The organism is Roseovarius sp. S88 (genome assembly GCF_037023735.1).
Classification (GTDB): domain Bacteria; phylum Pseudomonadota; class Alphaproteobacteria; order Rhodobacterales; family Rhodobacteraceae; genus Roseovarius; species Roseovarius phycicola.
The window spans coordinates 3,257,409-3,269,957 of record NZ_CP146069.1; the positions used below are offsets into that span (position 1 = coordinate 3,257,409).

12 protein-coding genes are annotated in these 12,549 nt (G+C 55.8%); 11 read left to right on the top strand and 1 reads right to left on the bottom strand.

Annotated elements, in window-relative coordinates; genetic code table 11:
- Positions 1–134: 134 nt before the first annotated feature.
- From RZ517_RS16505 to preA, 8 genes are all read left to right on the top strand, one after another.
- Positions 135–1,535, top strand: coding sequence for a selenium-binding protein SBP56-related protein (locus RZ517_RS16505; protein WP_338549223.1), 1,401 nt, complete (start codon positions 135–137; stop codon positions 1,533–1,535).
- Positions 1,536–1,539: 4 nt separating this feature from the next.
- A complete protein-coding gene (locus tag RZ517_RS16510) occupies positions 1,540–2,199 on the top strand; it encodes a hypothetical protein (RefSeq protein ID WP_338549224.1) in 660 nt (219 codons plus the stop codon).
- A 62-nt stretch (positions 2,200–2,261) separates the two neighbouring features.
- On the top strand, positions 2,262–2,609 hold the full coding sequence (locus tag RZ517_RS16515; protein ID WP_338549225.1) for a Lin0512 family protein: 348 nt from the start codon (positions 2,262–2,264) through the stop codon (positions 2,607–2,609).
- Complete coding sequence (locus RZ517_RS16520; RefSeq protein WP_338549226.1) at positions 2,606–2,962, top strand: Lin0512 family protein; 357 nt, start codon at positions 2,606–2,608, stop codon at positions 2,960–2,962. The genes RZ517_RS16515 and RZ517_RS16520 overlap by 4 nt, the downstream gene beginning before the upstream one ends.
- A gap of 82 nt (positions 2,963–3,044) precedes the next feature.
- Entirely contained in the window at positions 3,045–3,812 is a 768-nt protein-coding gene (locus RZ517_RS16525) for an FCD domain-containing protein (protein ID WP_338549227.1), read from the top strand.
- Between the two features lie 103 nt (positions 3,813–3,915).
- The gene (locus tag RZ517_RS16530; RefSeq protein ID WP_338549228.1) at positions 3,916–5,238 is read left to right on the top strand and encodes an NAD(P)-dependent oxidoreductase; all 1,323 of its coding nucleotides are present in this window, start codon (positions 3,916–3,918) and stop codon (positions 5,236–5,238) included.
- A 39-nt stretch (positions 5,239–5,277) separates the two neighbouring features.
- Entirely contained in the window at positions 5,278–6,114 is an 837-nt protein-coding gene (locus tag RZ517_RS16535; protein ID WP_338549229.1) for a class I SAM-dependent methyltransferase, read from the top strand.
- 33 nt (positions 6,115–6,147) lie between these two features.
- The gene (preA, locus tag RZ517_RS16540) at positions 6,148–7,452 is read left to right on the top strand and encodes an NAD-dependent dihydropyrimidine dehydrogenase subunit PreA (protein ID WP_338549230.1); all 1,305 of its coding nucleotides are present in this window, start codon (positions 6,148–6,150) and stop codon (positions 7,450–7,452) included.
- A 207-nt stretch (positions 7,453–7,659) separates the two neighbouring features.
- Here the strand turns inward: preA and RZ517_RS16545 are convergent, their stop codons facing one another.
- The gene (locus RZ517_RS16545) at positions 7,660–8,286 is read right to left on the bottom strand and encodes a TetR family transcriptional regulator C-terminal domain-containing protein (RefSeq protein ID WP_338549231.1); all 627 of its coding nucleotides are present in this window, start codon (positions 8,284–8,286) and stop codon (positions 7,660–7,662) included.
- Between the two features lie 224 nt (positions 8,287–8,510).
- On the opposite strand from RZ517_RS16545, the gene RZ517_RS16550 reads away from it, so the two are divergent.
- The 3 genes from RZ517_RS16550 (at position 8,511) to RZ517_RS16560 (ending at position 12,407) form a co-directional block, all read left to right on the top strand.
- Positions 8,511–9,761: a Zn-dependent hydrolase gene (locus tag RZ517_RS16550; protein ID WP_338551184.1), complete on the top strand. Its 1,251-nt coding sequence runs from the start codon at positions 8,511–8,513 to the stop codon at positions 9,759–9,761.
- 302 nt (positions 9,762–10,063) lie between these two features.
- Positions 10,064–11,527 carry a dihydropyrimidinase gene (gene hydA, locus RZ517_RS16555; protein ID WP_338549232.1) on the top strand — a complete coding sequence of 488 codons (1,464 nt, stop codon included), beginning with the start codon at positions 10,064–10,066 and terminating at the stop codon, positions 11,525–11,527.
- A gap of 94 nt (positions 11,528–11,621) precedes the next feature.
- On the top strand, positions 11,622–12,407 hold the full coding sequence (locus RZ517_RS16560) for an ABC transporter ATP-binding protein (RefSeq protein WP_338549233.1): 786 nt from the start codon (positions 11,622–11,624) through the stop codon (positions 12,405–12,407).
- Positions 12,408–12,549: the final 142 nt, after the last annotated feature.

Consider the following 12,549-nt stretch of genomic DNA (forward strand, 5'->3'; position numbering starts at 1 on the left):
ATCGGGATACGCTTTAGTAAACCAATCGCGTGACCAAAATTTTTAATTGTCTGACATTTGATTCTATGAGACCCTTTTCCCATCAAGCGGCGCAAAACCAGAACAATGTTCGCGCCGATGGGAGGATATTTGAAATGAACCTAAGACCTGACCCCACATTTTATCCAACGGCGAAGATGGCGATGGAAGCGCCCGCCGAAAAACTTGCCTTTACGCTCATGCTCAGTCCCGATGGCAGCCAGCCCGACGGCTTGGCCGTTGTGGATGTGGACCCAAGTTCAAAGACATATTCCCAGATCGTCCACCAGGTCATCATGCCCAACAAAGGCGATGAATTTCATCACTTTGGCTGGAATGCCTGCTCTTCGGCTTTGTCACCACTCACAGGACATGCTTTTCTCGAACGTCGTTATTTGATCATCCCCGGCATCCGCTCCAGCCGTATTTACGTGATCGACGTGAAAGAACCTCTGAAGGCGAAGATCCATAAAGTCATTGAGCCTGAAGAAGTGTTTGAGAAAACGGGCTATTCCCGGCCCCATACGATCCATTGCGGCCCGGAAGGTATTTACGTCTCAACTCTGGGCGGCGGCGGCAAAGACGGGACAGACGGCCCTCCGGGTATCTTCATTCTGGACTGCGAGACGTTTGAAATCCTTGGCCGTTACGAGATGGACCGTGGCCCGCAGGAAAAACACTATGATTTTTGGTGGAACCTGCCACGCGACTATATGGTTTCGTCAGAATGGGCCCTGCCGCCTCAGTTCGAAGGCGGCATCGTCGCAGAGGATCTGCTGAGCAACAAATATGGCCATGTCATCCATTTCTGGAATCTGCGCGAGCGCAAGAACGTGCAAACCATCGATCTGGGCGCAAACCACCAGATGGCTCTAGAAATCCGCCCCGCGCACGACCCGGCAAAGACCCACGGCTTCGTCGGCGTGGTCGTCGACACCACCAACCTGCAAGGCTCGATTTTCACATGGTGGCAGAAGGACGACGGTACATTTGAAGCCAAGAAGACGATCACCATTGACCCACGTCCCGAAAAGGCGGAAAACCTGCCGCCGCTTCTGCAGGGTTTCGAGGCTGTGCCACCGCTGGTTACGGATATCGACCTCTCACTCGATGACCGGTTCCTTTATGTTGCCTGCTGGGGCATGGGCGAGATGCATCAATACGATGTCTCCGACCCGATGAATCCCAAACTGGCGGGCAAAGTTGAACTGGGCGGCATCGCCCGCGGCGCCAAACACCCCAATGGCAAAGGTTTTGTCTATGGCCCGCAAATGGTGGAAATCAGCCGCGACGGCAAACGTGTCTATTGGACAAACTCGCTTTACTCGACATGGGATGATCAGTTCTATCCCGACGATGAAGGTGGCCAGATGGTCATGGCCAATGTGGGCGAAAACGGCGGGCTGGAACTCGACAAAGACTTCTATGTCGAATTCCCGAAAGGGTATCGCAGTCACCAAATCCGGCTTGAAGGCGGCGACTGTTCCACCGACAGCTTCTGTTACCCATCCGTCTGACGACGTGGGAGATCTAAACACGACGGCGGCCCTTTGGTGGGCCGTTGTTGCCTCTGGCATCTATCACGGACTCAACCCGGGGATGGGATGGCCTCTGGCTGTATCATCTGCCCTGATGGAGCAGAAATACACAAGCCTTTACAAGGCTTTGGGCGCTCTGGCTTTGGGGCACCTGATGGCTATGGCCGCCATTCTCTTTCCGTTTTCGGCATTGATCTGGCTTGTGGAATGGCAACGCGAGCTTCAGATCAGTGCCGCACTACTGGTCATTGCTCTGGGCATCTACCTTTTGATCAATCGCCGCCATCCGAGGTTCTTGGCTCGTGTTCCTCCGTCCAAACTGACACTCTGGTCTTTCCTTGTTGCCATGGCGCACGGAGCAGGGCTCATGCTGGTGCCGATCTACTTGGGCATTTGCAGCACAATTGACTCCAACACCGGCCATGCCGCAGCCGACACTCTCATCAGTGGCACGCTGACTGTCGCGATCCTGGTTGCATTGGCCCACACCTCAGCAATGATCCTGTCAGGTGGCGCATTGGCCGTGGGTGTCTATCACTGGCTGGGCCTTAAATTTCTGTCGAAATCCTGGTTCAACCTCGATGTCGTCTGGGCTCTAAGCTTGATTCTGGTCGGGGGGCTTGCGCTGATCTTTCAGCACTGACTTGCACTTTCACTGTTCCCCAAATACTCAAGCCCGAACGTCAAACCCAGGAACCCAGCCTCATGCCCAAGCACCGCCTACTGACCGAGTTTGGCATCGGTTCATCACTGCGCCACCAGGACTATACCTCCGCCGCTCAGCGCGCCCTGAAAGACGCGCTCTGGCGCAACTCGATCAACCTCGCTGAACTGTTTGGCAAACCCAAAGAGGCGATGATCATTGATGTCGAGATTGCGGTACAAGAGCCTGAACAGGTGGACTGTGATACGCTGGCTTCGGTCTTTCCCTACGGGCAGATCAGCGTTACCGCCGTCAAAGGCGGGTTGGATATTCCGCGTCCTGTTGGCCTTCCCACCGTGATTGCCAATGCGGCGATCAACGTCAGCCTGATGCTGGAGCCAAAGTCATGAACGATCAAAGGTTCATCATCGAAATGGGCATGGGCAATGACCAATATGGCATGGATTACCAAAAGGCCGCGGCCCGCGCGATTGAAAGCGCCATCCGCCGGTCGGCCATTCCAATGTATGCGACGACTGGGCTCAGCCATAAAGATATGCGCGTTCAGGTGACGATCGGCGTGCAGGAGCCGAGCAAGATCGATACCATCGCCTTGGCTCAAAACCTGCCACGTGGACGTGCCAAAGTTCAGGCCGTGTATGGCGGGCAGAACATCGTCAACCCCGATACCGGAGACACTATTGTTGTGGCCACGGCAGCGGTTGAAGCATTCCTGCCGGATCAATCTCAAAACTGGACCTGACACGCGCGCACAATTCCCAAACATCCGCCTTGTCGCGCCGCACATCTGGTCATATATTTTGACCAGTTGAAGCGAGCGCGACATGCCATTTAAAAAAGTCACTCCAGAAAAACTGTCCTCTGCGGTCACAGCCCAGATCGAAAAACTGATCCTGCGCGGCATTTTGCGACCCGGAGAACGTCTTCCGGCAGAACGCGAACTGGCCGAGCGACTGGGTGTGTCACGTCCGTCCCTTCGCGAAGCGGTAGCTGACCTTCAAGATAAGGGGCTTCTGACCAGCAAGGCAGGATCCGGTATCTTTGTTGCAGATGTTTTGGGCAACGCCTTTTCAGATGCGCTCATCGGGCTTTTTGCATCGCATGATGAGGCAGTGTTTGACTACATTGCGTTTCGCAGGGACATGGAAGGGCTGGCCGCCGAACGCGCGGCACGACTGGCATCGGATACAGACCTCAAGGTGATCGACGCAATCCACGCAAAAATGGAAAAGGCGCACGCCAAATCCGATCCAGAGACGGAAGCCAAGCTCGATGCGGATTTTCACATGGCCATTCTGGACGCAAGCCATAACGTGATCATGTTGCATATGATGCGATCAATGTTCCAACTGCTGCAAAGCGGCGTGTTTTACAATCGTAAGATCATGTTCCAGCAAGGCAATCGCCGAAAAACTCTTCTGGATCAACATGGTGCCATCAATGCAGCCCTGCAAGCCCGTGATCCGGGCGCGGCGCGTGAGGCTGTGATGTCACACCTTACCTATGTTGAGACCTGTCTGGCCAATCAACGAAAGTCCGATGCCAATGAAGCGATTGCTCAACAGCGGCTGGAACATGAGCAATCCAAATAGATGACGCAAAACTTCGGGCGCATGCAAAAAATTTACCAATTGATAAAATTTTTTCCTGTGAGATACTGATCCAACACCCAAGCTAAAGCCAGGGAGACGGATCGTGACGGACAACACGCTCATACCCGGAATTCAATCAGGGCGCCTTGCGTCCGAGAACTACGCCGAAAATTTTGCTGATTTGCACCCTCCGCTTGACGCGCACGAAGCTTTAGTCGCAGCCGATCGGTGTTACTTTTGCCATGATGCTCCGTGCATCACGGCATGTCCCACCGATATCGACATTCCACTTTTCATCCGCCAAATCGCGACCGGCACCCCAGAAGCGGCCGCTGAAACGATTTTGAGCCAAAATATTCTGGGCGGCATGTGCGCGCGGGTTTGTCCGACGGAAACACTCTGCGAAGAGGCCTGTGTGCGGGAGGCGGCCGAAGGTAAGCCGGTCTTGATCGGTCGGCTGCAACGCTATGCCACCGATACGGTTATGGAAAAAGGCGTGCACCCGTTCTCGCGCGCTGACGCGACGGGCAAAAGGGTAGCCGTCGTTGGCGCGGGCCCTGCCGGTCTTGCTTGCGCGCATAGGTTGGCCATGCACGGACATGACGTGACCCTTTACGATGCACGTTCCAAACTGGGCGGGCTGAATGAGTTTGGCATCGCCGCTTACAAGACCATTGATAGTTTTGCCGAACGTGAAGTTGACTGGCTTCTGCAGATCGGCGGCATATCTGTCAAAGCAGGTCAAGAGCTGGGCCAGGACATTTCGCTAAAGCAATTGAAGTCTGATTTCGACGCCGTATTTCTGGCAGTTGGTCTTGGTGGCGTAAATGCGCTTGGCCTTGATCACGAAGGTAAGGAAGGTGTGGAGGATGCTGTCGATTTCATCTCGGGTCTAAGACAATCCAAGGACTTGTCCAAACTACCAATAGGACGCGATGTCGTTGTGATAGGCGGTGGCATGACCGCGATTGACGCCGCTGTGCAGGCCAAGCTCTTGGGCGCACTCAATGTCACCCTTGTCTATCGCCGTGGCCGCGACCGCATGAATGCCAGCCGCTTTGAACAGGATCTTGCAGCCTCCAAAGGCGTGCGGATCATTACAAATGCTTCACCCATCGCCTTGCACGGCAACGGCGCAGTTCATGAGATCGAATTTGAGTACACCAATGATGATCTGACCCCCACGGGTCAGACCTTCCGCCTTGCCGCCAGTCAGGTATTCAAGGCAATCGGCCAGACACTTACTGGGGACACTCTTCCCGATCTTGACGGGCGCAAAATCGCAGTATCCGGCTCTGGACGCACCTCAGTACCTGGTGTCTGGGCGGGCGGTGATTGCGCGGCAGGCGGCGATGACCTGACGGTAACAGCTGTGGCCGAAGGGCGCGACGCGGCTGAAGACATTCACCGGAGCTTGATTTCGTGACGAATTGGCCGAGTCCACGCCTTAGAAAAGGAGGTGCGCATGAGTGACCTCGAAACACGCGTCTCTGACCATTACTCGGGACCTAGTCTTCTGGACAACATCCGACAGGCTCTTGCCGAAACCGGCGCCGACCCTGACATGCCCACTTTGGATGACCTCAAGCCCGTAGACGAGTTTCACACTGGAGGTGTCGAAGCCACCAACGCGTTGATCGACCAGCTTACGATCGTACCTGAAACGCGGGTTTTGGACATAGGCTGTGGCATCGGCGGGGCTGCGCGTCATGTGTCCGAGCGAACTGGTGCATGTGTCCGTGGTTTTGATCTAACGCCTGACTTCGTCAACACAGCCAGAGCTCTAAGCGACGCGACAGGTATGTCCTCTCGCACCACGTTTCAAGTTGGAAGTGCGCTTGAGATGCCCGAAGCTGATAACAGCGTCGATGTGGCTCTGATGTTCCATGTCGGTATGAATATCGAGGACAAGCCCCGCCTTTTCACAGAAGCTGCGCGTGTGCTTGCGCCGGGCGGTACATTCGCCCTTTTTGACGTCATGCGTAGCAGTGACCGTGCTCTGACCTTTCCCTTCCCTTGGGCAGAGCAGAAGGATTTCTCCTTTGTCACGCCCCCAGAAGCTTACCGAAAAGCCGCCTCTGCATCTGGACTCACGCAGGTTTTGGAACGTGATCGCAGCGATTTCGCCAAGGAATTCTTCGAACGCGTCTTCGCCAGAATAGAAAAGGCCGGTGGTCCGTCACCTGTTGGCATCCACCTTCTGATGCACGACACCAGCAGCCAGAAAATTCAAAACTACGTCAAACATCTGCATTCGGGCGATATCGCACCCGTAGAAATGATCTTTCGCGCCGCTGAATAGACGCGCGCCCTTACAGAGAAAGGAGCCAAGTTAATGGCCAATCTCAAGAGTAACTTTGCCGGGATTTCCTCTCCCAACCCGTTCTGGCTCGCCTCTGCACCGCCCACAGACAAAGAGTATAACGTTCGCCGCGCCTTCGAGGCCGGTTGGGGTGGCGTGGTCTGGAAAACTCTTGGCGAAGACGGCCCCCCTATAGTGAACGTCAACGGACCCAGATATGGCGCAATCTGGGGCGCGGATCGACGTCTACTGGGGCTAAACAACATCGAACTCATCACCGACCGTCCGCTACAGGTCAACCTCGATGAAATGACGCGTGTGAAAAAGGATTATCCTGATCGCGCACTTGTGGCCTCCCTTATGGTTCCGGTGGACGAGGACAGCTGGAAGGCCATTCTGGATCACGTTCTGGAAACCGGCTGCGACGGGGTTGAGCTGAATTTCGGCTGCCCACATGGCATGAGCGAGCGCGGTATGGGGTCGGCCGTGGGCCAGGTGCCTGACTACGTGCAACAGGTGACCGAATGGTGCAAGAAACACTCAAACCTGCCGGTGATCGTAAAACTCACGCCCAATATTACCGACATTCGCAAACCGGCGCAGGCAGCACATGATGGTGGCGCGGATGCCGTGAGCCTGATCAACACAATAAATTCAATCACATCTGTGAATCTCGACAGCTTTGCGCCCGAGCCCACCATAGACGGTAAAGGCGCGCATGGCGGATATTGTGGCCCAGCAGTGAAACCGATTGCCCTGAACATGGTGGCCGAGATCGCCCGCGCGCCATCCTTAAATGGCCTGCCGATCTCAGGCATCGGCGGCATCACGACCTGGCGCGACGCGGCGGAGTTCATGTCTCTGGGCGCTGGAAATGTACAGGTTTGCACCGCGGCCATGACCTATGGCTTCAAGATTGTGCAGGAAATGATTTCGGGCCTGTCGCAATACATGGACGAAAAGGGGTTTACCTCTGTCGACGAGATCGTGGGCCGCGCCGTGCCGAATTGCTCTGACTGGCAGCACCTCAATCTCAACTACGTCACCAAGGCGCGGATTGATCAGGACCTCTGCATCAAATGCGGCCGGTGCTATGCCGCCTGTGAAGACACTTCGCATCAAGCCATCTCCATGACGCCTGATCGTGTCTTTGACGTGATTGATGCCGAATGTGTGGCCTGTAACCTGTGTGTGAATGTCTGCCCTGTAGAGGGCTGCATCACGATGGAAGAGCTTGCGCCAGGGATGGTCGATGAACGTACCGGGAAAACTGTCGAGAAAGAATACGCCAACTGGACGACGCATCCCAACAATCCGGGGTCATGCGCAGCGGAATAGGTATCTTGACCTAAGTCAAACAAATACAAATCGTTCTGCAGTAGCCTTTTCTTGAGAATTGTTAAGAAAGGGTTGGAGTCGTGATTAAAACAACGCTTCTTGTTTTGACGTCATCGACTGTTCTGTTGATGGGAACTTATGCCGCGCATCCAAGCGACGCGCCAATGGTGCAAATGTTCCAAAACTGACGACTTCGGTCGAACCACATCAAACAGACAACAGTCTGCGGTACAGCGTATCAAGAAAATCCCTAGCCCCGGCATGCACATTTGATTCCGAGACAAGCGCTTGAACTTGCGCATCGAAATCGGCGTAATGCTGTGTCGTGGCCCAGATCGAAAATATCAAATGATGGGCATCTACTTTGGCAATGCGCTTCTGCGCCACCCAATCCTCAATGATCTTTACAGTATCATTCACCAAAGGCTTTAGCGTGCGATCAAGATGAGACCCGATGCGCGGCGCCCCCTGCAAAATTTCGTTGGCAAAGAGCCTGCTTTCGCGTGGGTATTCCCGGCTCATCTCCAGTTTGCGCTGCACGTATCGCAGAATTTCTTCCAAAGGCTGGCCGTTCGGATCGATCTCGCGCATGGGGGCCAGCCACTCATCCATAAGCCGATTGAGCAAAGTGACATGGATGTCTTCCTTGCCCTCAAAATAATAGAGAATGTTTGGCTTCGAAAGCCCCGCCTGCTCGGCAATCTGATCCAGCGTCGCCCCCCGAAATCCTTGTTTTGAGAACACCTCAAGCGCGGCATCTAGGATAAGAGCGCGGTTACGTTGTTGAATCCGGCTTGGCTTTGACGCGGTGTCTTCTGCGGATGGTCTCGGCATGGGTCTCCCTGGCCTGATTTGCCTAGTGGCAAGGCGTCTTTGGCCAGAGTTTGGCCTGTTGCTTCCTACCATCCTCACATTGGTTGACATGGGCAAGTTCTTCCGCAATCGTTGTTTTACCATTTGGTCAAAAGTGATGTTTCCGCGCACCATGATATAGTGATGTCAATGGCGCTGATGCGGTATCGCACATCATGAGTGACCATCGGCAAAAGGGGGATGACATGGCGGCTCCGGGCGAGAACCTCAAGATCAACGGCGACCGGTTGTGGGACAGCCTGATGGAGATGGCAAAGATCGGCCCCGGTGTCGCAGGCGGCAACAACCGCCAGACGCTCACTGACGAAGACGCCGAAGGGCGTGCGCTTTACAAATCCTGGTGTGACGCCGCTGGCCTCACCACCGGCGTCGACAGTATGGGCAACATGTTTGCCCGCCGAGAGGGAACCGACCCGGACGCGCTCCCCGTCTATGTCGGTTCCCACCTCGACACGCAGCCGACGGGTGGAAAATACGATGGTGTCTTGGGGGTTCTGGGCGGCTTGGAGATCATCCGCACGCTGAATGACCTCGGCATCAAGACCAAACACCCCATTGTTGTGACCAACTGGACCAATGAGGAAGGCACACGCTATGCACCCGCGATGCTGGCTTCGGGCGTGTTTGCGGGCAAGCACACAGAGGAATGGGCCAAGGACCGTTTGGATGCCGATGGCAAACGCTTTGGCGATGAGCTGAAACGCATCGGCTGGGAAGGCGATGAGCCCGTGGGCGATCGCAAGATGCATGCCTTCTTTGAGCTGCATATCGAACAGGGGCCCATCCTTGAAGCCGAGGAGAAAGACATCGGCGTTGTTACCCACGGCCAAGGCCTGCGCTGGATCGAATGCACCATCACGGGTAAGGACTCCCACACTGGCTCAACACCTATGCACATGCGCAAAAATGCCGGGCGCGGGTTGGCCCTGATCACCGAGCTGGTGCACGAGATTGCGATGAAGAACCAACCCAATGCCGTGGGGGCCATTGGCCATATCGAGGTCTATCCCAATTCGCGCAACGTGATCCCCGGCAAGGTTGTCTTCACCGTCGACATGCGCACACATCTTCTGGACAAGCTCAATGCCATGGTCGCCAAATTCGACGAACGCGCGCCAAAGCTCTGTGAGGAGGTCGGCGTGGAGTTCTCATCGGAGATTGTCGGCCAGTTCGACCCCCCCGCCTTTGACGAAGGCTGCGTGAAAGCTGTGCGAGATGCCGCAGAACGGCTGGGCTATTCCCACATGGACATCGTCTCGGGCGCGGGCCACGACGCCTGCTGGATCAATGACGTGGCGCCGACGGCGATGGTTATGTGTCCTTGTGTGGATGGGCTGTCGCACAATGAGGCCGAAGAGATTTCCAAGGAATGGGCCACTGCGGGGACGGATGTGCTGATGCATGCGGTGGTAGAAACGGCGGGGATCGTGGAGTGAGAAGGCGGAAATGACCGGTTTTCAGTGGATAGCAGTATTATGCCTTCTTGCCGGGATGACCTACTGGTTCTGGCCTAGGACAGAAGTTTGGACGGGTGTTTATTACCCTAATCGTTCAAATCTAATAGTGCACGAATTTGTTGGTGAATTTAAGAGTTTGGAACTTTGCCGCAACTTTTTAGTCGCAAGAATCGATGGGATGGATGATCCGAGCAAACCCGACTGGGAATGCGGACTAAACTGTCGGAAGACTTCTACAGACCCAGAGATATTAACTTGCGAAAGAACCGAAAGGTGAGAGTATGACCACCAAAGTCATCAAGAACGGCACCGTCTGCACCGCAGACCGTACGTGGAAAGCCGATGTCCTGATCGAGGATGAGAAGATCAAACAGATCGGCGAGGACCTTTCAGGTGACGAGTATATCGACGCCGAAGGCGCCTATGTCATCCCCGGCGGCATTGATCCGCACACCCATCTGGAAATGCCCTTCATGGGCACCACCGCAGCCGAGACCTTCGAGACCGGCACATGGGCCGCGGCCTGTGGGGGCACCACGATGCTGGTCGATTTCTGCCTGCCCGGCGCGGACGGCTCGATCAAGAACGCGATCAACGAGTGGCACCGCAAATCCGCGCCGCAGATCTGCGCCGATATCGGCTATCACATGGCCATCACCGGCTGGAACGAGAGCATCTTCAATGAGATGAAAGATGCCGTCGACATGGGCGTGAACAGCTTCAAGCATTTCATGGCCTATAAAGGCGCGCTGATGATCGAGGATGACGAGATGTTCGCCTCTTTCAAACGCTGCGCCGAGCTGGGCGCGCTGCCCATGGTGCATGCCGAGAACGGCGATCTGGTGGCTGAGCTGCAGGAGAAGTACTTCAACCAAGGCATCACCGGGCCAGAGGGCCACGCCTATTCCCGCCCGCCGGAATTGGAAGGTGAGGCCGCCAACCGCGCCATCACCATCGCCGACACTGCCGGCGTGCCGCTTTACATCGTGCATGTGAGTTGCGAGCAGGCGCACGAGGCGATCCGCCGTGCCCGCCAGAAAGGCATGCGCGTCTATGGCGAACCTCTGGCGCAGTTCCTGACGCTGGATGAAGGCGAGTATTTCAACAAAGACTGGGACCATGCCGCGCGCCGGGTCATGTCGCCACCCTTCCGCTCAAAGGATCATCAGGACAGCCTATGGGCCGGTCTGCAGGCGGGCAGCTTGCAAGTCGTCGCCACCGACCACGCCGCCTTCAACACCGAGCAAAAACGTGCCGGGCGCGATGATTTCCGCATCATCCCCAATGGGTCCAATGGGCTGGAAGAACGCATGCCGGTGCTTTGGACCGAAGGGGTGGAAACCGGGCGGCTGACGCCGAACGAATTTGTTGCCGTGACCTCGACCAACGTCGCCAAGATCCTCAACATTTACCCAAAGAAAGGCGCAATTGTGGAAGGCGCGGATGCCGATATCGTGGTCTGGGACCCGAAAATCACCAAGACGATCTCAGCCTCCAACCACCACTCGATCCTCGACTACAACGTGTTCGAGAGCTTCGAGGTCACCGCCAATTCGCGTTATACCCTGAGCCGGGGCGAGGTCATCTGGGCCTGGGGGCAGAATTCGCAACCTCAACCCGGTCGTGGTCGCTTCGTGCCGCGCCCAGCCTTCCCCTCGGCACATACTGCACTGAGTAAGTGGAAAGAACTCACTGCGCCCAAAATGATCGAACGCGACCCGATGAATATTCCGGCGGGGATTTGAATAAGCACCAAAGGCATGAGTGGTTTGCCTAACACCACCTTGACAAAGAACCGCCAGCACGTCGCCATGCGCTAGTGCAAGCAAGGAAGAACTCGTGAAGACCAACCCGGTGATCAGCGCCCAAAATCTCTCGCTGACCTTCCAGACCAATGATGGCCCGGTGCATGCGCTGAAGGACGTGTCGCTCGATGTCGAAAAAGGCGACTTCGTCTCCTTTATCGGCCCCTCGGGTTGTGGCAAGACGACCTTCCTGCGCTGCATGGCAGATCTTGAACATCCCACTGGTGGCACAATTACAGTCAACGGTATTTCGCCCGAAGCAGCCCGCCGAAACCGCGCCTATGGCTACGTCTTCCAGGCCGCTGGCCTCTACCCTTGGCGCACCATTGGCGGCAATGTTCGCCTACCGCTCGAAATCATGGGCTATAACAAGGCTGATCAGGCCGCGCGCGTAAAACGTGTTCTCGACCTCGTGGACCTTGCCGGGTTTGAAAAGAAATTCCCCTGGCAGCTCTCCGGCGGCATGCAGCAACGCGCCTCGATTGCCCGCGCATTGGCCTTTGATGCCGATATCCTGCTGATGGACGAACCTTTCGGCGCTCTGGATGAAATTGTGCGCGACCACCTCAACGAGCAACTCCTGAACCTTTGGGAGCGCACCAACAAAACCATCTGCTTTGTTACCCACTCCATCCCCGAGGCGGTTTATCTGTCGACCAAAATCGTCGTCATGTCCCCTCGTCCGGGACGCATCACCGATGTGATCGAAAGCCCCCTACCCCGAGAGCGCCCTCTTGACATTCGCGACACGAAAGAATTTCTCGACATTGCCCATCGTGTTCGCGAGGGCCTGCGTGCGGGGCACAGCTATGAGGATTAATACTGTCCCCCAATTGGATGCCCCCACCCTTTTGACCGGGCAGGGGACTTTCACCGTTCACGGCCATCGGCTCTCCAGCCTGTACCGTCTCTGCAAGCAACCACCAAATCCTTTCATCGTTCTAAAAAAACTCAAAAAACTG

Bases quoted from the DNA above. Each gene is read 5' to 3' on its own strand.
- RZ517_RS16550 (WP_338551184.1), top strand. From the start codon at position 8,511: ATGGCGGCTCCGGGCGAGAACCTCAAGATCAACGGCGACCGGTTGTGG.
- RZ517_RS16525 (WP_338549227.1), top strand. From the start codon at position 3,045: ATGCCATTTAAAAAAGTCACTCCAGAAAAACTGTCCTCTGCGGTCACA.
- RZ517_RS16535 (WP_338549229.1), top strand. From the start codon at position 5,278: ATGAGTGACCTCGAAACACGCGTCTCTGACCATTACTCGGGACCTAGT.
- RZ517_RS16515 (WP_338549225.1), top strand. From the start codon at position 2,262: ATGCCCAAGCACCGCCTACTGACCGAGTTTGGCATCGGTTCATCACTG.
- preA (WP_338549230.1), top strand. From the start codon at position 6,148: ATGGCCAATCTCAAGAGTAACTTTGCCGGGATTTCCTCTCCCAACCCG.
- hydA (WP_338549232.1), top strand. From the start codon at position 10,064: ATGACCACCAAAGTCATCAAGAACGGCACCGTCTGCACCGCAGACCGT.
- RZ517_RS16505 (WP_338549223.1), top strand. From the start codon at position 135: ATGAACCTAAGACCTGACCCCACATTTTATCCAACGGCGAAGATGGCG.
- RZ517_RS16545 (WP_338549231.1), bottom strand. From the start codon at position 8,286: ATGCCGAGACCATCCGCAGAAGACACCGCGTCAAAGCCAAGCCGGATT.
- RZ517_RS16520 (WP_338549226.1), top strand. From the start codon at position 2,606: ATGAACGATCAAAGGTTCATCATCGAAATGGGCATGGGCAATGACCAA.